Origin of the sequence: Ancrocorticia populi (assembly GCF_003123745.1) — a bacterium.
Taxonomy (GTDB): domain Bacteria; phylum Actinomycetota; class Actinomycetes; order Actinomycetales; family Actinomycetaceae; genus Ancrocorticia; species Ancrocorticia populi.
This window is the reverse complement of record NZ_QETB01000003.1, coordinates 38,016-60,796: the sequence shown is the minus strand read 5'-3', so window position 1 is coordinate 60,796 and position 22,781 is coordinate 38,016. Positions and strand designations below refer to the sequence as shown.

The window sequence follows — 22,781 nt, the reverse complement described above, 5'->3', positions numbered from 1 at the left end:
GCGTGAGCTACACGCCGAATGAACGCCAGTTGACCCTGCTTGAGTTCATCATTGTCTCTGGTCCAGTTTCCCGCGAGCTGATCGTGAGGTCGCTGCCCGCCTATCGGGAGGGTTCGCCGATGGCCATTTTGCGCAAGATCGAGAGAGACCTCATGTACTTGCGTCGGAGCGGTTACCCCATCGCCACGGATTCGGAAAACCGCTACTTCTACGATCGCTCGGCGCCGTTACTGGCGTCAGTCAGCGCGTTAGATGTGGGCCTGCTTCGTTCGCTCATCGCAGGGATCCGGACACGTGGCCCGCTCGTAAACGCCGCCAGCAGCGGTATGAGCAAGCTTCTGGCCGCCTCGCCCGCTCAGCAGACCGGGCAAAAGTACCTTCAGGCCAATATTCCTCAGGGGGATTCTGCGCTATTTCTGGCGCGCGCGATGCAGAACCGCAAACGCGTTCAGTTCAATTATGGCAGCTCGGGGCGTAGCTACCTGCTCGAGCCCGCGGCGCTCGAGGAGCACTTTGACGTATATTTCGTGAGCGGCCAAGCCCGTGGCACCGAGTGGTCCTGGCGCACTTTCCGCGCCACCCGCATCATTGAAGATAGCCTGATGGTGGTGGGTCCGGCCGAATTGGATGCCGCAGCCCCGGAGTCCGATTCTTTCTTCTCGTATTCCGACGTAGTTATTGCGATCCGTCCGGGCCATGCGGCGCCGCTTGCGAGTAGGGGGATTTTGAAGAACGACGACGAATACTACTATCGCGAACTCTCCCGGAATAGGCTTTTCGAGGCGCTAGCAACCTACGGGGCGGACGTCCGGCTGTTGGGGCCCGCGCCAGCCGTGAAGGACTGGCAGGCCCGCCTCGCGCACCTGGGAGGCATTCATGGCTAACGTTCACAAGATCGTCCGTACCAACGCGGTCCTTACCTACCTTGCATCGCGCGGATCGGCCACGCTGCGGGAGATTGCCGAACACTTCGGAACGCCATGGCAGAGCGCGCTGGGCCTACTCTGGGACGCAAGTTTGGTGGATGTTGCCGGGATGCCTATCCCGTTTGATCTTCAGCTCCCAATGCGGGCCGAGGCGAGCCCCGATTCGATTGTCCGGTTAGAGGACACTGGCGCCGGAGAAGTCCCACCTCTCCCACTTGGGTTGGATGAGGCCATGGTGCTCGTTGCCCTCATTGATCAAGTGCTGGAAGTGAGCGCTCCAGGCGATTCGCGAGAGGCCCTGCGTGATGTGCGCTCGAAGCTAAGCGAGGCTGCGACAAACGCAGGATTTGGCAGTGCCATCTGGCCCGAACCGGAGCCTCCAATTTCGTCGGACACTCTAGGCACGGTCACCCGAGCCGTAGCCGAACGGCGCATGCTCACCATCGGCTATCACCGCGCTGGTCCGGATCTACATGAGCAAGTAGAAACCGTTGACGTCATTCCCTTCGGGATTTCCACCGGGACGGCCCCCATACTTCACGCTGCACGTGAGCTAGCCGGGGAACTCACCCGGCGCACCTATCGGCTGGACCGTATCGGATCGGCCGCACTCGGCGAACAGATTCCCGAGAGAACTTGGAACAGGGCACGGCGTGTCCCCTTGGCCGAATGGACTCCTACGGGCCAAACGGTCACTCTGTTCGTGACTAGACAGGGGAAGTGGGCGGCGGAGACGCTGCCCGGGGTCACGTATACGGAGAGTGACGAGATGTTGGTACTGTCACTGCCCGTGACTAGCGAGGAGTGGCTGTTCTCGCTCCTCGTCCAATTAGGCGATACAGTTGTGGCCGTGGATCCGCCGGAGATTGCGGACCACATGGCCAAGCGCGCAACGCAGTTGCTCAAGGAGACCTCGTGAAAATTCTGCTCATCATTCTTGTCACGCTCATTGTGCTCGCCTGCCTTGGTGCTTACCTGTTTACCTCCGTGCGCTCCGTCTTCCGTTCGGGAAAGCGTGGCATGGAGATTCTCTCGAACGCGGGTCAGGAACTAACCGCGCCGTTCTCCAAGTATGAGCCGCTCCCCGCCGATGAACCGATCGCCTCCCCATTCGAGGCCGAACGCCGAGCTCAGGCTGTTGACGATCTGCGCCGGGTGGCCGCTGTGCGTGATGAAAACCGAGCCGCACGCCTTGATCGCTCGCAGCCCCGCTGGAAGGCTGGCGTGAATCCCGATCGTTTCGATCTGCCCCGTGCAAAGGCTCGGTGGGAAGAACGGAAAGCGCTCTAGTGCTTGATCCGCTCTTTTCCAACTATGCCGATCGGTATCGCGCTAGAGGCATCATTCTGGATCCGTTTCAGATTGAGGCGTGCGAGGCTCTCGGCCGCGGCCACGATGTCTTAGTCTCCGCGCCCACGGGCTCCGGCAAGACCGTGGTGGCACACTACGCCGTAGAGCTTGCGCTGGCCACGAACCAGCGCTGCGTGTACACAGCTCCTATTAAGGCCCTTTCCAACCAGAAGTTCGCAGAGCTGCGCGGCATGCTCGGTGATGAGACGGTCGGGCTACTCACGGGAGACATCACGGTGAACCGCGAAGCTCCAATCCTCGTGGTGACCACCGAAGTACTGCGCAACATGCTGTTCCACGATGCCCCAGAGGTCTACGATGTGGGGTACGTAGTACTGGACGAAGTTCACTACCTCGCCGATCCCGATCGCGGGCCGGTGTGGGAGGAGGTAATCCTCTCATTGCCGCCACACGTGCGGCTGGTTTCGCTTTCGGCCACAGTGGCTAACACCGAGGAAGTGGCCGGGTGGATGCGATCGGTGCGTGGTGCAACGGACTTGATCGTCTCTTCGATGCGGCCCGTGCCTTTAGACCAGCACGTCATATTGGGGCGGAAGCTCCTGCCGTTGTACGGCCCGGAAGGAGAGGCGTCCTCTGTGCTGCGTAACGCGCTGACCCAGCGGGATCGCCACAACGCCCCTCGTGACCGATCGCCGCGCTTGGGAGATGCAGATCGCCGCCGCATCATCCGGACACTTGAACAGCGGGACATGCTGCCTGCTATCGAGTTCATCTTCTCCAGGAAGGGATGCGATCTTGCGGTCACCGCACTACAGCGTCACGACGTCTGGCTCACCACGCCTGCGGAGCAACGCGAGATCCGCAAGGAAATTGATGCTGTTCGCCAGACACTCTCCGAATCTGACCGCCGGGCCGTTCGGTTCGAATCGGCGGCTAACGGGCTGCTGCGCGGCTACGGCGCGCACCACGCGGGCATCCTGCCAGCCCTCAAATCACTGACCGAGCGCCTCATGGACGGCGGCCTACTCCGTATCGTTTACGCCACCGGAACGCTGGCCCTCGGCATTGATATGCCGGTGCGGACCGTGGTGCTGGAAGAACTTCAGCGGTGGAACGGCGAAGGATTTACGGATCTGACTGCCACCGAATATACCCAGTTGATCGGCCGGGCAGGGCGGCGCGGTAAGGACAAGGTGGGATATGGCGTCGTGGTCGGAAACAACGAACTGGACCCCTACGCACTAGCCGATCTCGGATCCGGGCGCGTGGAGCCTCTCATGAGCGCGTTCCATCCGTCCTACAACACCGTGGTGAACCTGCTGACCGGGCGAAACTATGCCGATGCCCGCGCCATCATGGGCCGCAGCTTCGCCCAGTACCAGAGGAACGCGGACCTAGCCGATATCGAGGGCCGGGCCGCGCGCGTGCGCATGCGTATTGAACGCGAGGAGGCAAACCTCACCTGTTCCCACGGTGATCTGGTGGACTACATCCGGCTGCGCGAAAAGCTGGGGCGTGCCGCCAAGTCCGCGCGCAAGGCAGCTAAGCGGGAGTATCGGGAGCGGATAACTGAGACGTTTGAAAGCGCCCAAACGGGTATACTTTTCGCGTTTGGCCGCGCCAAGGAACTCGAATACGGGATCGTTCTGTCCACCGAGCGGGAGAAACTACGCGTGCTCAACTGGTATGGAGAGATCTCGTGGCTGCGCGAAGACGATCTGTCCTCAGAACTCCGCGACATCGAACCGTTCACGCTTCCCACCGGGCTTTCGCTCAAACACCGCGAAGTTCGCGAGGATATCGCCGATACCATCTACGATGCGGTGACTGAGCGGGTGGAACTGGGCATCGATCGCGATCTCCTTGGCTCATGGGCACGCTTCGCCCCGCCGCGGGACCGTGCCTTCGCCGAACACCCCGTCAACGACTGCCCTCACTTAGCGCGGCACCTGCGCGAGGGTGAGACTCTCATGTCCCTCGATTCGCGCCTTCACGAGATGGTGGAGCTTTCCGAATCCTTCACTGATTCTGTGGGTAAGGATTTCGACCGTACCGCCGCCGTTTTGGTTGAACTGGGTTTGTTGAGGGATAACGACGACGACGTGACGCTCGGCCCAGGTGCCACCACCCTCAGCCACCTGCACGTAGACAACGACGTGCTGTTGTACGGCTGCCTATCTCAGCTGAGCGAAGGAGAGCTGGATGGCCCGTCCATGGCCGGTTGGGCCTCCATGTTCCTTGGTGAGGACCGGTTGGGAACCCGCCAACCCACGTGGGGGACGCTCCCTCATCTGGCCAACAAGGCCCGCCGCGAGGCCGATTTCTTACACGGGCTGGAGCACCGCCACGAGATTGTCCGCACCGGCGAAGTAACCCCCGGCTGTTCGGACGTGTTCGCCGCTTGGAGCTCAGGGGCCACCCTCGAAGACTGCCTCGCCATGTCCCACATGGTGGCGGGGGACTTCATCAACGCCGCGCGCCGGGTCATTGACCTCCTAGGTCAGATCGTGGTGGCAGGAGCAGACACGTGGATTGAAGACGTGGCGCGTAGCGCTCTTGACTCTATGCGCAGAAGCGAGCTGTTTTAGTGAAGCGACGCCGTTTACTCGCTAACCTCGCTGCCATCGTTGGGGGAGTTGCGCTCTTTGCTGCGTTCCCTCCCTTTGGTATCTGGCCTTTGGCCGTTGTGGGCATCGCACTCTTTGTGGGGGCTCTCGAGAGTCGGAGCTGGTTCGGATCCTTCTGGATCGGGATGCTGTTTGGTTTTTCCTTCTTCCTGCCTTTGTTCGAATGGACGCGCATTGCGTCCGGCGTGGTGATCGCGCAGGTGGCGCTGGCATTTGCCGAATCGCTTTACATCGGGTTTATGGCCATCGCATGGCAGGGGCTGATGCGTGGAAGCATCGGATCACATGTGGCAGTGCGTGCGGTGACGCTGCCTGTGGTGTGGGTAGCCTTCGAACAACTGCGATCCTCCTGGCCATTTGGTGGCATGCCATGGGGAACGGTGGGCTTCAGTCAGGTCTCCAGCCCTCTGGTGCGTTTGGCGCCGTGGGGATCCGAGATGCTCGTCGGTTTCTTTGTTGTGGTCATCGCCGTCCTCCTGCAGTCGGGTGCTCGTGCGGTGGCGGAGCGGCGGCTGGGGACCGCAATTATCGCGGTGACGTGTGGCGGCGCCCTCCTATGGGCGCCTATGTTCCTGCCGCTTGCCAGTAGAGCTGACCGTTACATCACGGTCGGATTCGTTCAGGGGATCATTCCAGACGAAACAACGCTTGCTCCGGAACAATCCCGGGCGCTGACGGTGACGGAGAATCTTGTGAGCGCCACGGAAAACCTCACGGGTGAACCCGATGTGGTGTTCTGGCCTGAATCTGCCTCTGATCGCGATCCGAGGGAGGATGCCGATGCAAGGGCGCTGATCGAGCAGTCATCGGAGGAACTTGGCGTCCCGCTGGTGCTGGGCACGCAAAGATATCCGGGCGACAACCGGTATAACGAGTACGCCGTGTGGATGCCCGATGGGACAATCAGCGATCTCTACGCAAAGCAGCACCCAGTCCCATTCGGCGAATACATGCCGTATAAGGACTTCTTCCGCAGCTTCACGGACGCAGTGGATCTGGTAAGTATTGACATGTTGGCCGGGAACGAGCCAGCCGTCTTGAACGTGCCGTTGGACGATGGTTCACTCAGGATCGTCACACCTATTTGTTTTGAAATATCGTATTCACAAATTGTGGCGGAAGCCGTGCGTGGGGGAGCGGAGCTGATTGTGGTTCCCACCAACAACGCATCGTTTGGGGAATCAGCCGAGTCACGTCAGCAGTTTGATATGACGAGGTTCCGAGCGATTGAGCATGGGCGAACAGCCATTCAGATCTCCACAGTTGGAGTTTCGGGCGTTGTGGAGCCTAACGGCGTGGTCCGCGATAAGACGAAACCTTGGACCGAGGATGCCCGAACGGTCCGAGTGGGGCTCCGCAGTGAGATGACGTTTGCGGCGCAGCATTCGGCGTATCTTCTGATAGGTACGTATGTAGCGGGAGCAATCCTGAGCCTTGTTGGAATTGGACAACTGATCCGTTACCGCGCGCCGTGGCGCAAGGAAGGAACACCGTGAAAGCCCTCGTGACCATTCCTACCTATAACGAAGCCGAATCGCTCCCGAGTATCGTCGCACGGGTCCGTCAGGCCACTCCGTTGGTGGATATCCTAGTGGTGGACGATAATTCGCCGGACGGCACGGGAGACATCGCGGATAGGATCGCGGAAGGCGACGAGTCCGTTCGCGTGCTTCATCGTCAAGGTAAAGAGGGGCTAGGACGCGCCTACATCGCAGCCTTTGGTTGGGCGCTAGACCACGGGTATAGCCATGTGGTGGAGATGGACGCTGACGGTTCGCATAAGCCCGAGCAGCTTAATCGTCTCTTGAATCGCGCTGCCAAACCAGACGAGCCGGCCCTCGTGATCGGCTCACGTTATGTACGTGGAGGACGGCTTGAAGGATGGCCCAAGTATCGGGAGATACTCTCGAGGGCCGGTAACATCTACATCAAGCTATGCCTTGGACTCCCTGTGCAGGATGTGACAGCAGGGTATAGGGCGTATAGGGCGGATATTCTGCGTCAGATGGATCTAGAGTCCGTGGAATCCGCCGGATATTTCTTCCAGACGGATATGACAGATCGGGTGAATGCGATGGGTGGCCACATCGCCGAAGTTCCAATCACCTTTGCCGAACGCGAGGCTGGCCAGTCGAAGCTGAGCGGCAATATCTTCGTAGAATCGTTTGCCACCGCCACCAAAATGGGGGCTAAGCGCCGCTGGCAGCAACTCAAAGGGGTGATGGGCAGGTAGCGAGATTATGTAGATATTCCATATTATGTCAATCTACATAATCTCGGCCCGCGAGTTGCCTGCGTAAACTACTTCCGACGCCGCATGCGGAGCTGTCCGGAGCGGAGGAGCTCCAGGCGCTCTTCGAGGAGGATCTTAAGGTCGTCTTCGGTACGGCGTTCCATGAGCATGTCCCAGTGGGTGCGCGGAGGCTTGATGGGCTTGCCATCTTCGGCGGCAACGGCGTTCTGAAGCTTGCCTTCGCGTCCACAGCGGCATTCCCAGCCAGCTGGTGGTTCGGCATCTACGGCCATGGCAACTCCAAACTCATGGCCAACTGGGCAGATGTAGATCACCTGCTTGCGATTGACGAAGGCAACGCCTTGATCCGATTCGAGTGAGTTCGCGCCAATCTTCATGCCGCGCAGTGAGCGTTCCGCCATAGTGTTTCCTCCTTGTAGATACGTATCAAGGGTAAGGGTGGTGCAGGAGATAATAGACGAGCGGACAGGGAATTTACCGATTCTGTGCCGTTTAGCCACTCTTGACCACGACTCGCCATTCTAAGCCCATTTGCCGATAATGTACATTATGTCATTTTACAGCAGAACCCTTCGGTCTCGAATCAATAAAGTCCCCTCCCTCACCAGTTAATTCGCGCTAGCCTTCACTGTATGAGACTCGGAATTGATTTCGGTACCACAAGGACAACCGTGGCACTCGTGGATCGCGGCAACTACCCCCTGATCGCGTTCCCGGACCACGAGGGTGACTCCTACGAGTTCATCCCATCGATTGCAGCTCTGGCTGATCGCGGCGTTGTATACGGCTTCGATGCCCAGCGTCTAGCAACCGGCGGCGCCCCGCACGTTCGCTCGTTTAAGCGGCTGCTTGCCTCTCCCAACGTCACCGCCCAGACTCCTGTCAGGCTTGGTGACCGCGACATTCCGATCCTTGACCTTGTTACTGGTTTCCTTTTCCACGTAGCAGCCTCCGTGCGTTCTTCTACAGATTCGCACAAGGACGCGCTGGAAGTGGTTGTAGGAATTCCAGCTCACGCGCACTCCGCGCAGCGATTCCTCACTCTGGAAGCTTTCCGCCGCGCCGGCTTCACCGTCATCTCTATGATCAACGAGCCTTCTGCTGCCGGCTTTGAGTACACACATCGGCATTCCAAACTGGTAAATGAGCGCCGTTCGAAGGTTCTGGTTTACGATCTTGGAGGCGGGACGTTTGACGCGTCCGTTGTCGTCGCCGAAGGAAAAAACCACGAAGTACTGGCCTCCCGGGGAAATAATACCCTCGGAGGCGACGATTTCGATGACGTATTGGCCCGCCTAGCCCTCTCCAAGGCTGGCGTGGAAGCCGATGACTATGCGAAGCTGCTTCTGGACGCGCGCGATGCGAAAGAGGCGTTGTACCCGCAGTCTCGGCACATCACGCTGGAGGTAAACGGCGAAACCATCACGCTGCCAACGAAGGAGTACTACGAGGCCTGCGACGATCTCATGGAAGAGACCTTCCGCACGATGGAGCCCCTGCTCGTTCAAGACGATGAGGGCCACTTCCGTCCGGGAGACGACCTCTCAGGTATCTACGTTGTGGGTGGAGGCTCAGAACTACCTTGCGTGACACGAGGCCTCAAGGAGCATTTCGGACGCCGCATCCGCCGCTCCCCCTATACCGCAGGCTCCCAGGCCATAGGGCTGGCCATCGCGGCCGATCCCGAGGCGAACTATTCTTTGGTGGAGCAGCTCTCCCGCTACTTCGGCGTATTCCGCGAGTGGGACGGCGGCAGGCGCGTTACGTTCGATCCGATCATCGAGCCAAACGCCTCCGTGGGCACCAAGGTGTCGCGGAGCTATCGCGCTGCGCACAACCTTGGCTGGTACAGGTTCGCCGAGTGCGCCGATTTGGACGCCGAGGGCGAACCCCGTGGCGAGATCGCGCCGCTTGGCGAGCTGCTTTTCCCCTTCGATCCGGCGCTTCGCTCCCAAGATATCGACCTAGAGAACGTCGAGGTGCACAGAGAGGAAGGCCCACTCATTGAGGAGGCCTACACCATCTCCCCCAACGGCATCATCAGCGTGAAGATCAGCGATCTCGAATCCGGTTACTTTGTGGAACGTTCCCTTGGTTCTACCCGAGAGGCCGGAGAGTGAGACAGATTGGGCGCTAAGCGTCTCAAGATGCGACAGTTGGGTAGTGAAACATCCAGTTGACGAGGTGCCCAAGGCTCCTCAACTCGTCGTTTTATCCCTCCAACACGTTCTGGCGTTTTATGCAGGCGCGGTCATCGTCCCGCTACTCATTGCATCCAGCCTCAAGCTTGACGCTCAGACTACGATCCACCTGATCAACGCGGACCTCTTTACCTGTGGCATCGCGACCCTCATTCAATCGATGGGAATCACCAAATACGTGGGCGTGCGCCTACCCATCATTCAGGGTGTCACCACCACCGCCGTGGCGCCGATTATCGCGATCGGACTGGCCGTCACCAACGGTGAGGGCGGTAATGCCGGACTGCCCGCAATCTACGGCTCTATCATCGTGGCCGGTCTGTTCACCTTCTTTGCAGCACCCTATTTCGCGAAACTGCTCCGGTTTTTCCCGCCTGTGGTGACTGGCAGCGTACTTTTCGTCATGGGAACCACCCTTCTGGCCGTCTCAGCGGACGATTTCGTGAACTACGCCGAGGGTGTCCCGGATATGCAGTCTCTGGCCTACGGATTCGGCACACTCCTCACCATCATTTTGGTTCAGCGCTTCTTCCGCGGGTTCTTGGGCACTATTGCGGTGCTTGTAGGACTCGTGGGCGGCACCAGCGTTGCCGCCATTCTCGGACACCTCGGCGATGATTCCATCTCCGCATTCCAGGAGGCTGGCGGCGTGAGCGTGACAACGCCGTTCTACTTCGGTGCACCGGTGTTTACCTTGACGGGCTGCGTTTCCATGATCATCGTCATGATCATCACGATGGTTGAAACCACTGGCGACGTCTTTGCCACGGGTGAGATCGTCAACAAGCGAATCAACAAGAACCATATCTCCGCCGCTCTGCGAGCCGATGGGCTCTCCACTCTGCTCGGTGGAATCATGAACTCATTTCCCTACACATGTTTCGCGCAGAATGTTGGGCTTGTCCGTATTACCCGCGTGAAGTCGCGGTGGGTTGCGGTGGGTGCGGGCATTCTCATGATCATCCTTGGAGTGCTTCCCAAGGCCGGCGCGATCGTCAACATGATTCCCTCCCCTGTTCTGGGAGGTGCCAGCCTCGCAATGTTCGCAAACGTGGCTTGGGTAGGCATGCAAACCATCGCCAAGGCGGATATGCGCGATAACCGGAACGCGGTGATTGTGACCACGGCCCTTGGGCTCGCCATGCTAGTGACCGTCCGGCCGGAAATTGCTCTGGTGTTTCCTGAGTGGGCGCAGATCTTCTTCTCTTCCGGTATGACCATCGGTGCCATCGCCGCCATCCTCCTAAATCTGCTCTTCTTCCACGTTGGGCGGCAGAAGGGTCAGGATGTGGTGCGAGATAAGAGCGGTAGAGGCCTTGGCATCGAGGAGGTCAATGCGATGAGCCAGGAGCAGTTTTTGGAGGCTTTCCGGAGCGTCTTTAACACCCAGACCTGGCCGCTCGAGGAGGCGTGGCAGCATCGCCCCTTCGCCAGTGCCCATGATGTGCGCGACGCAGTTCAGGAGGCCGTCCTCACGGGATCCTCGGAGAATCAGGATGCTCTCTTGCGAGACTACCCGGATATGGCTCAGTTGCTCGGTGCGGGCGATGAGGGCGAGCAAGTAGTGACCAAAGATATCGGCTCGATTGCTCTCGAATCTGCCTCTCCTGAGGAATTGGATGAAGTGACGCGGATTTCACAGGAGTATGCCGAGCGGTTTGAGCGCCCATTCATCGGCTATCTTGGGCCGCTGGACACCGCCCAGCAGATCATCGCCAGTGGTATGCGGCGCCTCGCCAACTCCCCTACCCAAGAGCGGGTGGTTACGCTGGCAGAGGTAGTGGAAATTGCCAATGATCGCTTCGACATTGCGTTGGCGGAGGCCAATCCACTGCGCGCGGCGTGGGAGGCAAAGTTTGCTCGCAAGTCCTAAAAGACTCTAAGACGAGGAAAGGCCCGGGCTTGGATGCCCGGGCCTTTCCTCCAATGCTGTGTTTCTAGACCGCCGAACGGCGCTTCTTGGCGCGCCGCCTAGCCAGTTCGTCCACCACTTCCTCTTCAACCCGAGAGGTGGGCAGCTCGGACAAAGATCCTTCGACCTCACGCCATACGCGCCCCACGGCAATCCCGAAGACGCCCTGACCGCCCTGAACGAGGTCAATAACCTGATCATCGGACGTGCACTCGTAGACCGACGCACCGTCGGACATCAGCGTGATTTGTGCCAAATCATCAACGCCATAGGCGGCTAGCTGCGAAATCGCCAGACGGATCTGCTGGAGCGAAACGCCGGTATCGAGCAGGCGCTTAACTACTTTGAGGACCAAAATATCCCGGAAAGAATAAAGACGCTGGCTGCCTGAACCGGTCGCGGTCTTGATGGTTGGTGATACCAATCCGGTGCGATCCCAGTAATCCAACTGGCGATACGTAATGCCTGCCGCCTTGCACGCGATGGGGCCACGGTAGCCCGTTTCCGAATCGAGATCGGGCAGAGGGTCACCGAAGAGCATCTGCTGAGCGCGCTGTTTGGTGGTTTCAGCTGCGTGTGCGTCGCTCATCTAAGCCTCCGTTCAAGAATGTGTACCTCTCAAGTTTAACTTGAAGTATTTGCGACAGGTATATAAAACACTCCGTCTACCTGAGATTAACCTCAACATTCTCGGCAAGCAAGGCTCGGTACAAATGTGCAAAGGCCGCGGACGCTTCAGACGCCTTAGCTAGCGCCCGCTCCCCTGCCGCAGGTGTGGACTTCGCGCGTTCCGTCGCTACAGAAGACGCCACCATCGATGCATGCGAATGAGCGGAGTTCTTCACGGAACGGACCTGGCGCAGATCGAATCCCGCACTCTCGAGCATCGATGTATAGCGGACGATCTCCACCGCTTGGCTTGTAAGCCTCCCGCGTGAATCTGCTTGAAGGACGCCCGCGTTGATCATCTCCTCGATCTCTGAGACCGAGACGCCGGTAAGGTCGGATACTTCAATCAGCTTGAGGCGAGTGCCTGGCCGCGGTTTACGCACTTCCTCTTCTTCGATCACCCTCATCCGGCCGGGATGGACATTCTCCCGGGATTCTCCGCAATCGAGCTGCCGGAGCATTTCTCCGATCTGGGAAAGAGGAAGAAACCGATCACGCTGCTCAACCAAAACGAAGCGCAGGCGCTCAACGTCCGCCGCGGAGAAAAGCCGCTGGTTGGAGGGTGTGCGCTGGGGCTCAACTAACCCGATGGTTTCATAGTGGCGAATCTTGGATACGGTGAGGAGAGGGAACTCCCCCGAAAGCGCCGAACGGACCTCGCCGATACGCAAGGTCGGCTGATGAGACAAGTTCTGTGGCCACCGTAACTGCGGCTGCCCTTCAGCACGCTGAGCGGCACGAGCCATTGCTAAGCCTTCGACGCGTAGAACGATAGGCGGTACTTGCCGATCTGGACTTCATCGCCGTTGCGCAACGGCACTTCGTCAATACGCTCGCGGTTCACGTATGTTCCATTCAGCGAACCAGAATCGCGAACGGTAAACGCGTTACCGTCGCGTAGGAACTGGGCATGACGGCGTGAAACAGTGAAGTCATCCAAGAAGATGTCCGTCTTGCGCTGCCGGCCCGCGTTCGTCACGTCCTTATTCAGCAGGAACCGTGCGCCTTCGTTCGGGCCGCTTAGAGCGATCAGCAGAGCCGATCCATCGGGAAGCGACTCAACTGCCTGCGCTTCGTCCGGGCGAAGAGCTCGGCGATCGTCGGCATACTCGCCATCAACCGCGAATTGCGACGTATTACCAAGGGCATCGCCGCCCAATGATGTCTGATTCGGATCATCTGCTACCGACATACTGAACCTCCCCCACAAATAGATAACAGCAGTATAACAACTACACTACGGTGAACCATATCTATGACTTTCGACTCTTCTCTCTAATTGGTGTTTTACTAGAGTTCTGGTGTAATCTCAACTGGTCGGCGCGAGCCGATACCGGGATGTGGCGCAGCTTGGTAGCGCACTTGACTGGGGGTCAAGGGGTCGCAGGTTCAAATCCTGTCATCCCGACGGTTTCTGTGAGGAGCGGTCCAATTGGGCCGCTCCTTCTTTCGTTTAGCAAGCTTTCGTATAGCAAGGCCCCTTTATGGAATCAACGCTCCAGCGCAGCCTCGGTGTCCCGGGAATCGTCTTTATGGTTGTGGCAGCCGCAGCCCCGATCACCGTTGTGGTGGCGAACTTCCCGATCGTTATCTCTGAGTCAGGTTCAATTGGCGCACCGCTCATGGTTCTAGCCGCCACACTCATCCTCGCCCTCTTCTCCGTGGGCTACGCGTGGATGACCCCAAAGGTTCCCGATGCCGGTGCATTCTATTCGTATGTGGATCGCGGACTCGGCCGCCGCGCTGGCCTTGGCACCGCCGCCATCGCCCTGTTCTCCTACGTGCTCCTGACCGTCTCCATGACGTGCTATCTGGGCGTTCAAACGGGAAACCTCATCAACCTATGGCTTGGCGTTCACATCCCTTGGTGGTTGATCTCCGGGCTCATGATCGTGATCGTGGGCTTGCTGGGTTATCGGCATATCGAGCTTTCGGCTAAGGTTCTCGGGGTTGTTTTGGTGCTCGAAGTGATCACCGTTATCACCATCGATGTGGGCGTATTGGCATCCGGGCGCGAGCTGACTCTGATTCCGTTCAGCCCTACCGAGGCGCTGTCGGGAGTACCGGGACTGGGCCTTCTCTTTGCCTTCCTTGGCTTCTTTGGATTTGAGGCCACGGCGGTCTTCCGCAACGAGGCAAAGGATCCGGAACGCACTATCCCCCGCGCCACGTACATTGCCGTCTTCTTCATCGGTGCGCTTTATTTCGTATCCTCATGGCTGGTAATTGTTGGATTAGACGGACGCAGCGCGATCATGGCCTCCCGGGCAAACCCGGACCACGTAATGATCGAACTTGCCTCCAATGTGGTGGCCCCAATCCTCGGCGATATCGTCCAGGTGCTCGTGGTCACCAGCATGTTCGCCTGCATGTTGTCCTTCCACAACATCGTCACCCGCTACCTGTTCACGCTCGGTCAACGCGGCGTTTTACCTGCAGCTCTGGGCCGAGTGCACCCCACGCATCGCGCTCCCTCTACGGCCTCCCGTTGGGTCACAACCATTACCGCCATCGTCGTGTTCGGTTCAGCGGTGCTCCAGCTCGATCCCGTGGTCCAGATTTACACGTGGTATTCGGGCGCTGGCGCGGTGGGTGTTATCTGGATGATGGCGCTCACCAGCTTCGCTGTACTGGCGTTCGGGCGGAGGCACCGCAACGATGCGAGTAAGGCACCCTCCGCTTGGGTCATCACAGCATCGGCGCTGGGAGGGATCGGCCTCCTGCTCGTCTTCTTCCTCTCGATCGGCAATCTGCCCGAACTCGTAGGCGGCAGCTTATCGGCGATCATCTGGGGCGTGGTGCTGATCGGCGTTTTCGTGGGCGGGTGTTTCCTTCCCGGGCGGGTAAACACCAAGTCCGAAAAGGTGGCCTAACCCGGGTCCACGATCCGATCTGCCTTGGCAGCGCACGCCCTGATTCGCCGCGCGTTGGCCTCGTCTACGTTATCCACCCAATATTCGGCGAAATCGGGATCCTTGCCGCTGGCGATGTGCCGCGCAACGAGCCGTTCGCGGCGCACCAGCGGATCTATCTGAACGAACCAGATAGCGTCCAGAAGCCCGGCCGCTTCGTTCCAAGGGGCATCGCCGTCTAGCAGATAGTTGCCCTCTGTGAGGATCACGCGACAATCCGAAGCCACCGGTATTGCCCCGGCCACGCCATGCCCTGCATCCCGATCGTAGAGCGGTGCGTAGACGGTATCAGACGCATCCGAACGGAGCCGCCGTAACATGGACAAGTAACCCGATGCGTCAAACGTATCGATGGCGCCCTTGCGGTCGCGGCGCGCGAGTGACTCCAAAACCTCGTTCGCAAGGTGATACCCGTCCATAGGCACCACCGCAGTTTTAAATCCAGCCTGTTCGAGTATCAGTTGAGTTTGCCCTGCCAGAGTTGACTTTCCAGCGCCCGGCTCGCCTGCAATACCCACGATTACGCGGGGTGTTTCGCCAAGCGCGTTGCGGACTTCTTCGGCTAGTTGGTGCGCAATATCCATAACAGCGACAAACCTACCACCCCTTCGGCAGCGGCCGGCCCTCTTGGTATCCGGCAGCCGACTGAACGCCTGCTACTGCTAGATCAGCGAACTCGGCGAGGCTGCGCGCCCCAGCGTAAGTGCACGAGGAGCGCAGCCCAGCGGTGATCTGATCAATCAGATCCTCCACGCCGGGGCGTTGGGGATCCAGATACATCTTGGAGGAGGAGATTCCCTCCTCGTACAGGGCCTTGCGGGCGCGTTCGAAGGATCCGGTGCCCGCGGTTCGCGCAGCAACGGCGCGGGCGGACGCCATACCGTAACTTTCTTTGTACGCCCGGCCATCGTTATCCGTCTGGAGAACGCCAGGAGATTCGTGCGTGCCTGCGAACCAGGAGCCAACCATTACTTGGCTGGCGCCCGCCGCTATGGCCAGGGCGATATCACGCGGGTGGCGCACTCCCCCATCGGCCCAGACGTGTTTTCCGAGCTTCGAAGCCGCCTGAGAGCACTCGTATACCGCGGAGAACTGTGGGCGTCCAACAGCGGTCTGCATCCTTGTAGTGCACATGGCACCTGGTCCCACACCCACCTTGATGATGTCCGCTCCGGCCTCAACCAGTTCCTCGACCCCCGCTGCGGTCACGACGTTTCCGGCAACCACCGGCACACCGGGGTTCATCGCCTTGACCCGGCGCAGAGCTTCAATCATCTTTTCCTGGTGACCGTGGGCGGTATCCACCACGAGGGTATCCACTGAGGCTTCCATCATGGCCTCGACACGGCCCTCGATATCGCCATTGATCCCAATGGCGGCGCCTATCCTCAGGTTCCCTGACGCATCGAGAGCTGGTGTATACATACTCGAGCGGACGATACCCTTCGCCGTGAGGACGCCTACCAGCACCCCGTTTTCAACCACCGGGACGAAGGTGCGGCGGCGGTACCGCAGATTCTCGTAGACGTCACGAAGCCGAGCGCCGTCGGTACCGATTTCGCTCAAGTCCAGAATCTCCGGCTCCGGGGTCATCACGGTGTGAGCCTGAGCGAATCTATCCTGACCCTCGCAGTCCGATGTGGACACGATGCCCACGGGCCGGCCCTCATCCACAACCACAGCCGCACCATGGGTACGGCGAGGGATGAGAGAAACCACCGTGGCAATCGGATCATCTGGCGCAACGGTAATGGCCGTCTCAATGATTGGATGGGCCGCCTTGACCCGCCCCACAACCTTGGTGACAACATCGGCCGGAATATCTTGCGGGATGATGGATAGCCCTCCACGGCGGGACACTGTTTCCGCCATGCGCCGTCCCGATACTGCCGTCATGTTAGCCACCACTAGAGGAATAGTGGTGCCGGTTCCGTCCGCCGTAGAAAGGTCTACGTCAAAGCGAGAGGTGACGTTTGAATGCGACGGGACGAGGAATACGTCATCGTACGTCAGGTCATGCGCTGGCTCTTGGCCGGGAAGGAATCTCATGGTCTTGAGCCTAACTGATTGGGGAATCTCCGGTACGGATCTGGATCAGGGTGAGATCTAGAAGTGGCGTTGAGACGCCAATGTTGCGTGCCTGTTCCGCCAGCTCTCCGAGAATGTGCTCACCTTCATGGGCGTGACCCGCGGCAACATCCCGGTACAGGGAGGAGGTGAAGGCAGATCCTTCTTCGGTCAAGAGGTTGAGAGAGCCTTGATGGCCCGCCTGAGACACTGGGTAACCAGCCGCCGCGGCAACCGCTTCGCCCTCGGCAATCGCAGAATAGATCGCTCCTAGCCCGCCCACTTCAATGATCGCGCCTACGGGGCCACGGAAGAGGCACGTGACAATGCCCGCACTGGCGATGAACGCCCACTTCTCCCAGAGCGCGGCGCGAATATCGTTGCTCACCGTGAGAGTGAAGCCCGGAGCAGTCAATGCGTTGACGATCTCGGGCGGCACCGCGTTCTCATCGAGGGCCCCGATCGTCATGGTGATGAGCGGAGTCATCTGTACAACCGTATCGCCGTCTAGTGTGGCCACGATCTTGACGATCCCGCCAAGCGCCTGTCCCGGATACATTTCGTTTACCCGATCGATGTGCGCCATACCGTTGAGGATTGGGATGATTCGGGTCTGCTCCGTGACGAACGGCCGAATATCCTGGAGTGCACCGTCTAAGCCATAGGCCTTGGTGGCCAAGATGACGATATCGAATGGGCCGCCTTCTTCGCCGGCGCATAGGCATGAGACCTCGTTTGTACGGCGGCCTTCCGGGGAAACGAAGGTCAACCCGTTCTGACGAATCTTCTCTGCTCGGTGAGGGCGAACCAGAAAAGTTACGTCGTGTCCTGCTTCATGCAAGAGCGTTCCATAGGCCCCACCAACTCCACCAGCGCCAACGATCAGAATTCGCACAGTCTTTCCTCCTCGGTGAGATGTATACGGATATTCTAACGCTGATAGTGTGATCTCCATCTTGTGACTTGGGAGGAACGATGGCTGGGTGGCGCAAGCGGGTTGATCGCAAGGCGGAGAGCTTCACGAGGAACGCATCGTTAGGTCCTGCCGCCGATCGCTTGCTAAAAGACCTCTCTCAAGCCGCCAATCATGGCAAGCTTTGGCTCGGGGCGGCAGGAGGGCTTGCCCTCATGGGTTCTCGTGGGCGCGTCGCGGCCGGGCAGGGTCTCCTGAGCCTGGCAGCGGCAAGCGCCTTAGCCAATTTGGTCTTCAAACCCCTGCGGGGTGGGGACCGGCCCAACCCTGACCTGCTATCTGAGCTTCGGCGCCTGAAGCAACAGCCACGATCAGGTTCTTTCCCGTCGGGTCACTCTGCCTCAGCCGCGGCGTTCTCGGTGGGTGCGTCGCTCTCTTGGCCTGCAGCCGCGCCAGTGTTGGTGCCCACTGCCCTCGCGGTGGCGTACTCGCGGCTTCACACAGGCGCGCACTGGCTCTCCGACGTTCTAGCAGGCCTCGCAGTGGGCGCGGCCTCTGGCTGTGGCGTTCACGCCCTGTGGGAGGCGCTGGACCAAGATGCCCTTGACCTCAGACAACCGGTTGCGAGCCCTGCCGAGGTGCCGACGTTGCCCGCTGGGCAGGGCCTCGTCGTCGTTGTTAATCCACACTCGGGACCGAGTAGCGAAGTGGACGCGGCGGAACAAATTGGGGCACTACTCCCCCAGGCGCGCATCCTCGTACCTGGGCGGGACGGTGCAGCCGAGGATATCGACTCACTTCTAGACGAAGCGGTTGCGTGGCAAGGCATCAAGGCGCTCGGAATCAGCGGAGGCGACGGGACTGTATCGGCTGCCGCCGGGGTTGCGCGCGCGAACAGTCTGCCGTTAGCCGTGTTCCCCGGTGGCACCCTCAACCACTTCGCCAAGGCGATTCGGGCGGACACCCACCAAGCTGCGGCACGGGCCGTTCAGACAGGCTCCGGGCGGTCCATCGACGTTGCAGACTTGCGGATCGAGACTCCTGAGGGAGACGTCAACACCAAGACTGTGCTCAACACGTTCTCGCTGGGGGCCTACGCGGACATGGTCATCATTCGGGACAAGATGGAGGAGCGGTTCGGCAAATGGGGCGCCGGAATCCTTGCCGCGATTCAGGTGGTGCGGGGCGGGGTACCGGCACAGATTACGGAAAACGGCGATCGCCATGAGTCCTGGCTCACCTTCGTGGGGATTAATACCTACGTGCCCGCCGGGCTCGCCCCAGCCACTAGGCGCCGTCTAGATACCGGGAATCTGGACGTACGCGACTACCGGACCACACAGCGCTTAGCTCCTGTTCGTCTGGTGGCGCGCTCGGTTCTGGGCAACCGCGGTACACGCGCACTTCAACTTTTCTCTGGTCGGAGCGAGCCAAAAGAGCTCCTTACCACGATCGATCTCACGTGCACTTCCGGGCTAAATCCAAAGGGTGAGGCCGGCGTTGATCTTGCCCACGATGGTGAGACCGTCCGCGTAAAGGCACCCGAGGGCAGCTCCGTTCGCATTCGTTTAGATATGGCGCGCGGCGGGCTAGCTGCCTATGCGCCGTGACGAACACCATGGGTCACACTGTGACCGGGCCGGAACGGTCAGGGTTGGCGGGACTACCGTGAAAACGAATCGCCAATCGTGAACAAGGAGTAGACCCATGCAAGCAATCCAACGTTTCGGCTCATGGCTGACCAAGTGGTTTACGTTGGTGGTGATTGTCTGGGCGCTCGTCAACTTCTTCCTACCCTCCACAAGCATGTGGGCCAAGAGCTATACGAATATCTTTCTTTCCATCGTGCTGTTCGGTATGGGCATGACGCTTAGCATCGAGGACTTCAAGCGCATTGTGAAGATGCCGCTCATGGTCATCCTAGGAACTGTTGCCCATTACCTCATCATGCCGCTCCTCGCAGTAGCACTATGTAAGGTTTTCCAGCTGGACGGCATGGTTGCGGTGGGAGTTATTCTGGTGGGCTGTTGCCCATCAGGGACCTCTTCGAATGTTATGTCCTTTCTCTCGCGCGGAGACGTTGCGTTGGACGTTTCGATCGGTTTGCTCTCCACTCTTCTCGCGCCCATCATGGTCCCGCTGCTCATGAGCGGATTGGCCAGCCAGTACGTGGATATTCCCGCCGGTGATCTGTTCCGGACCGCGCTCGAGGTAGTGTTGATCCCCGTGGTGCTGGGAATTACCGTGCACACGGTGTTCGGTGAGAAGGTCTCCAAGGTGACAACCGCCCTGCCCGCCGTCTCCCAGATTGCCATCCTCGTGATCATCGGCACCGTAGTGGCCGTAAACAACGAGAAGCTGTTCACTCGCGAAACCGCAATGATCCTGCCCGTAGTGATGCTGCATAACTTGTGTGGATACGGGCTCGGCTACTTGTTCTCACGGGTGATGTTCCGGATCTATCCGCAAGGGTTCCGATACGCGCAGCAGAAGGCCATCACATTCGAGGTGGGCATGCAAGATTCCGCGCTTGGTGCCACGCTGGCACTACACGCCTTCGCTGCTCACCCGGTTGTTGCGATACCCTCAACATTCTTCAGTGTGTGGCACAACATCTCGGGTTCCGTGCTCGCTTCGTGGTGGCGCCGTCGTGATGACAAATATCAGATTCCTGCCGATTCCCACGATGGGAAGCGGCCCGCGCAAGCATCTCAGCCCAGCAAGTTGAGGAAGGTGAGCTGAGACTTCGGCTCCTCAATTGCGCCGGCTAGGAAATCATTGAAAGGGCCCTGATAGGGCGCCGCAAGGTGCTCCTGAAAGGCCGCCTCATCGCGATACACTTCGTATACGAAAAACTTATTCGGATGGTTCACCCTGCGGTGAGGTGCGAAAGTTACGTTTCCCGGCTCATTGCGGACGCTTTCGGCAAACTCCAAGAGCCGCCATTCCACATCTTCCGCCATGCCGTCGATCGCCGTAAATTCTGCGTAGAGGACCTTCATTCCCTGCTCCTTTGCCACGGTTTAAAACCACCTTAACATAGCGGTTGTGGGGACGGTCACACAAAACTGGGTGGGGCGGACGTGGCCCATTGATAGGCGTCTTCTAGCTGGGACGCCAGCCGCAACAAAGTGATTTCGCCGCCCCTCCGTCCGATCAGCTGGATCGCTATTGGCAATCGCACGCCGTCTGCGGTGACGTGCTGCCCAACTGGCACGGAGACGGCGGGTAAGCCACATACATTCAGATAGCTGGTGTAGGGAGCGAATTCGCACTGCTGGGCGAAGTTGTGTTGGCCGTCCGTCGAATCGAACGCTCCGAGGAAGGGCGCAACCGTGGTCAGAACAGGCGTCACGACGGCATCATACGGGCTATATGCCGCGACGATCATCGCCTCGAAATCAGCAAGCGTTGCGAAAGCTATGGATACAGCTTCCGGAGTAAGGCTGCGCCCTCCCCTCACGAGCCATCGCGTGAGTGCTTCATAGCGGTCAAGGTTAGAATCCGCAATCTCCAGCTCCGCAGCACCCGCCATCCAAGAAACGGTGAAGGCGTTGCCAAAGCCAGGGTAGCTGGCTGGCTCTTCGTGCCGGAGGTGGTGTCCCAAGTGCGCTAGTGTGGTCAGCGCGTCATCAAACACCGCCGCCACCTCGGGCGCGCACTCGATCGGGAGGTCCGCGCTCCACGGACTCCACGTGTTCCAGGCTAACCGCAGAGGTTCTGGGTAGGGCTCGACGGCGGTGAGCAGTGATGGCTCCGTACTAGCTTCTTGGGCATCTGCCATCCCGTCGAAGAGTAGAGCAACGTCGCGCACGCTGCGTCCAAGCTGACCGTCCACGGCGAGGCCCGAGGTGGTAGTTGGCCGGGTCGGCTTCAAGCCCACTAGACCACAGGCAGCGGCGGGGATGCGGATTGACCCTCCCCCATCATTACCAGGTGCCAGTGGCAACATGCGGGCCGCCACGGCTACGGCAGCTCCCGAGGAGCTCCCGCCCGGATCGCGTCTCGTGTCCCAAGGATTAAGGGCGTGGCCTTGTGGCAGCCGGTTCTGTGCGTAACCGCTGAAGGCAAACTCGGGGACGTTCGTCTTTCCAAGAGAAATACCGCCCGCTCGATCCATAGCTTGGGCGATGGGTGAGCTTTCGAGAGCTACTGGCGGGACACTCCCCACCGTGCCGTGCGAGGTTGGGAAACCGGCACGATCCGTGACGTCCTTATCAGCGAATGGCAGTCCCCAGAGTGGGGCATGTTTCAGAGTGGGCCGTGAGTGCTCGGCTTCAAGCCTGTGGGCACGCTCCATGGCACGGTTGCCGTCATAAACCGTCAACGCGTGTAGTTTCGGATTCAGCGCATCGATGCGTTCCAGATAATGCTGAACCACCTCTGTGGGGCTGATCTCCCCGGTGTAGAGCAATTTCCGAAGCGTGAGTGCGCTTAGTTCGTGGAGATTCACGAATCACACGCTACACGCGCAGCCAGTAGATTGGGGACACCATGAACCGGAAGGCGTGACGATGCGTGTTAAATGAAAAAAGGCGGGTGCTTAAGCACCCGCCTTATGGGATCAGATCACGCGAATGTTCGCGGCCTGCATACCCTTCTTGCCCTGCTCGGCATCGAATTCGACCTTCTGGTTCTCTTCGAGTGAGCGGTAGCCGTCTCCGGCAATCGCACTGAAGTGTGCAAAGAGATCTGCAGATCCGTCATCGGGGGCAATGAAGCCATATCCCTTGTCGGAGTTGAACCATTTGACGGTGCCTGTGGCCATAACGTCATTCCTTCAATCTTCTTGGACCCGAGGGTCCGGGTTGTGGACCTTGCGGCCCGTATTACTGCAACGGCGGTGCCATTGCAGGGATTGGTAGTCGCTTCGCCATCGAAACGAGCTATCCGCGCAAAGCGCGGAAAAGCAACCGAACTAACTGTTCGCTGTGCTGGTGTTGAAACTGAGTTGATTGGACTTCGATTCTTCGGAGATACTACAACGCC

21 protein-coding genes and 1 tRNA gene are annotated in these 22,781 nt (G+C 59.4%); 12 read left to right on the top strand and 10 right to left on the bottom strand.

The window, feature by feature from the left end; translation table 11 throughout:
• The first annotated feature begins 2 nt into the window (after positions 1–2).
• The 6 genes from DD236_RS05760 to DD236_RS05735 are packed head-to-tail and all read left to right on the top strand — an operon-like array spanning position 3 to position 7,097.
• The gene (locus DD236_RS05760) at positions 3–884 is read left to right on the top strand and encodes a helix-turn-helix transcriptional regulator (protein WP_165819837.1); all 882 of its coding nucleotides are present in this window, start codon (positions 3–5) and stop codon (positions 882–884) included.
• Entirely contained in the window at positions 877–1,845 is a 969-nt protein-coding gene (locus tag DD236_RS05755) for a helix-turn-helix transcriptional regulator (RefSeq protein ID WP_109093439.1), read from the top strand. Before DD236_RS05760 ends, DD236_RS05755 begins: the two co-directional genes overlap by 8 nt.
• Complete coding sequence (locus DD236_RS05750; RefSeq protein ID WP_109093438.1) at positions 1,842–2,216, top strand: hypothetical protein; 375 nt, start codon at positions 1,842–1,844, stop codon at positions 2,214–2,216. Before DD236_RS05755 ends, DD236_RS05750 begins: the two co-directional genes overlap by 4 nt.
• A complete protein-coding gene (locus tag DD236_RS05745) occupies positions 2,192–4,825 on the top strand; it encodes a DEAD/DEAH box helicase (protein ID WP_243410016.1) in 2,634 nt (877 codons plus the stop codon). Before DD236_RS05750 ends, DD236_RS05745 begins: the two co-directional genes overlap by 25 nt.
• Positions 4,825–6,360 (top strand): apolipoprotein N-acyltransferase, encoded by a 1,536-nt coding sequence (gene lnt, locus DD236_RS05740; RefSeq protein WP_109093436.1) that lies wholly within the window; start codon positions 4,825–4,827, stop codon positions 6,358–6,360. The genes DD236_RS05745 and lnt overlap by 1 nt, the downstream gene beginning before the upstream one ends.
• The gene (locus tag DD236_RS05735; RefSeq protein WP_109093435.1) at positions 6,357–7,097 is read left to right on the top strand and encodes a polyprenol monophosphomannose synthase; all 741 of its coding nucleotides are present in this window, start codon (positions 6,357–6,359) and stop codon (positions 7,095–7,097) included. The genes lnt and DD236_RS05735 overlap by 4 nt, the downstream gene beginning before the upstream one ends.
• Positions 7,098–7,165: 68 nt before the next feature.
• Here the strand turns inward: DD236_RS05735 and DD236_RS05730 are convergent, their stop codons facing one another.
• On the bottom strand, positions 7,166–7,519 hold the full coding sequence (locus tag DD236_RS05730; protein WP_109093434.1) for an RNA polymerase-binding protein RbpA: 354 nt from the start codon (positions 7,517–7,519) through the stop codon (positions 7,166–7,168).
• Positions 7,520–7,750: 231 nt separating this feature from the next.
• On the opposite strand from DD236_RS05730, the gene DD236_RS05725 reads away from it, so the two are divergent.
• On the top strand, positions 7,751–9,238 hold the full coding sequence (locus tag DD236_RS05725) for an Hsp70 family protein (RefSeq protein WP_109093433.1): 1,488 nt from the start codon (positions 7,751–7,753) through the stop codon (positions 9,236–9,238).
• A gap of 43 nt (positions 9,239–9,281) precedes the next feature.
• Positions 9,282–11,192, top strand: coding sequence for a solute carrier family 23 protein (locus tag DD236_RS05720; protein ID WP_109093432.1), 1,911 nt, complete (start codon positions 9,282–9,284; stop codon positions 11,190–11,192).
• A 64-nt stretch (positions 11,193–11,256) separates the two neighbouring features.
• Here the strand turns inward: DD236_RS05720 and DD236_RS05715 are convergent, their stop codons facing one another.
• The 3 genes from DD236_RS05715 to DD236_RS05705 all read right to left on the bottom strand — a co-directional run bounded on the left by DD236_RS05715 (position 11,257) and on the right by DD236_RS05705 (position 13,092).
• Complete coding sequence (locus tag DD236_RS05715) at positions 11,257–11,820, bottom strand: MerR family transcriptional regulator (RefSeq protein WP_109093431.1); 564 nt, start codon at positions 11,818–11,820, stop codon at positions 11,257–11,259.
• A 76-nt stretch (positions 11,821–11,896) separates the two neighbouring features.
• Positions 11,897–12,646 (bottom strand): transcriptional regulator FtsR, encoded by a 750-nt coding sequence (gene ftsR / locus DD236_RS05710; protein ID WP_109093430.1) that lies wholly within the window; start codon positions 12,644–12,646, stop codon positions 11,897–11,899.
• Positions 12,647–12,648: 2 nt separating this feature from the next.
• On the bottom strand, positions 12,649–13,092 hold the full coding sequence (locus DD236_RS05705; RefSeq protein WP_109093429.1) for an FHA domain-containing protein: 444 nt from the start codon (positions 13,090–13,092) through the stop codon (positions 12,649–12,651).
• 142 nt (positions 13,093–13,234) lie between these two features.
• Here DD236_RS05705 and DD236_RS05700 point away from each other — a divergent pair.
• Positions 13,235–13,308 (top strand) — tRNA-Pro (locus DD236_RS05700).
• Positions 13,309–13,384: 76 nt separating this feature from the next.
• The gene (locus DD236_RS05695; protein ID WP_109093428.1) at positions 13,385–14,773 is read left to right on the top strand and encodes an APC family permease; all 1,389 of its coding nucleotides are present in this window, start codon (positions 13,385–13,387) and stop codon (positions 14,771–14,773) included.
• Here the strand turns inward: DD236_RS05695 and DD236_RS05690 are convergent.
• The 3 genes from DD236_RS05690 to DD236_RS05680 are packed head-to-tail and all read right to left on the bottom strand — an operon-like array spanning position 14,770 to position 17,774.
• Positions 14,770–15,396, bottom strand: a complete 627-nt coding sequence (locus DD236_RS05690; protein ID WP_109093427.1) for a nucleoside/nucleotide kinase family protein — start codon at positions 15,394–15,396, stop codon at positions 14,770–14,772. The two genes, DD236_RS05695 and DD236_RS05690, sit on opposite strands and share 4 nt — an antisense overlap.
• A 13-nt stretch (positions 15,397–15,409) precedes the next feature.
• The gene (locus DD236_RS05685) at positions 15,410–16,861 is read right to left on the bottom strand and encodes a GuaB1 family IMP dehydrogenase-related protein (RefSeq protein ID WP_109093426.1); all 1,452 of its coding nucleotides are present in this window, start codon (positions 16,859–16,861) and stop codon (positions 15,410–15,412) included.
• Positions 16,862–16,871: 10 nt separating this feature from the next.
• Entirely contained in the window at positions 16,872–17,774 is a 903-nt protein-coding gene (locus DD236_RS05680; protein WP_109093425.1) for a 2-dehydropantoate 2-reductase, read from the bottom strand.
• An 80-nt stretch (positions 17,775–17,854) separates the two neighbouring features.
• On the opposite strand from DD236_RS05680, the gene DD236_RS05675 reads away from it, so the two are divergent.
• Positions 17,855–19,402, top strand: a complete 1,548-nt coding sequence (locus DD236_RS05675) for a bifunctional phosphatase PAP2/diacylglycerol kinase family protein (protein WP_109093424.1) — start codon at positions 17,855–17,857, stop codon at positions 19,400–19,402.
• Positions 19,403–19,499: 97 nt separating this feature from the next.
• Complete coding sequence (locus DD236_RS05670; RefSeq protein ID WP_109093423.1) at positions 19,500–20,534, top strand: bile acid:sodium symporter family protein; 1,035 nt, start codon at positions 19,500–19,502, stop codon at positions 20,532–20,534.
• Here the strand turns inward: DD236_RS05670 and DD236_RS05665 are convergent.
• The 3 genes from DD236_RS05665 to DD236_RS05655 all read right to left on the bottom strand — a co-directional run bounded on the left by DD236_RS05665 (position 20,504) and on the right by DD236_RS05655 (position 22,560).
• The gene (locus tag DD236_RS05665; RefSeq protein WP_109093422.1) at positions 20,504–20,794 is read right to left on the bottom strand and encodes a putative quinol monooxygenase; all 291 of its coding nucleotides are present in this window, start codon (positions 20,792–20,794) and stop codon (positions 20,504–20,506) included. The genes DD236_RS05670 and DD236_RS05665 overlap by 31 nt on opposite strands.
• A 56-nt stretch (positions 20,795–20,850) precedes the next feature.
• A complete protein-coding gene (locus tag DD236_RS05660) occupies positions 20,851–22,245 on the bottom strand; it encodes an amidase (protein WP_109093421.1) in 1,395 nt (464 codons plus the stop codon).
• Between the two features lie 111 nt (positions 22,246–22,356).
• Entirely contained in the window at positions 22,357–22,560 is a 204-nt protein-coding gene (locus tag DD236_RS05655) for a cold-shock protein (protein WP_109093420.1), read from the bottom strand.
• Positions 22,561–22,781 lie beyond the last annotated feature (221 nt).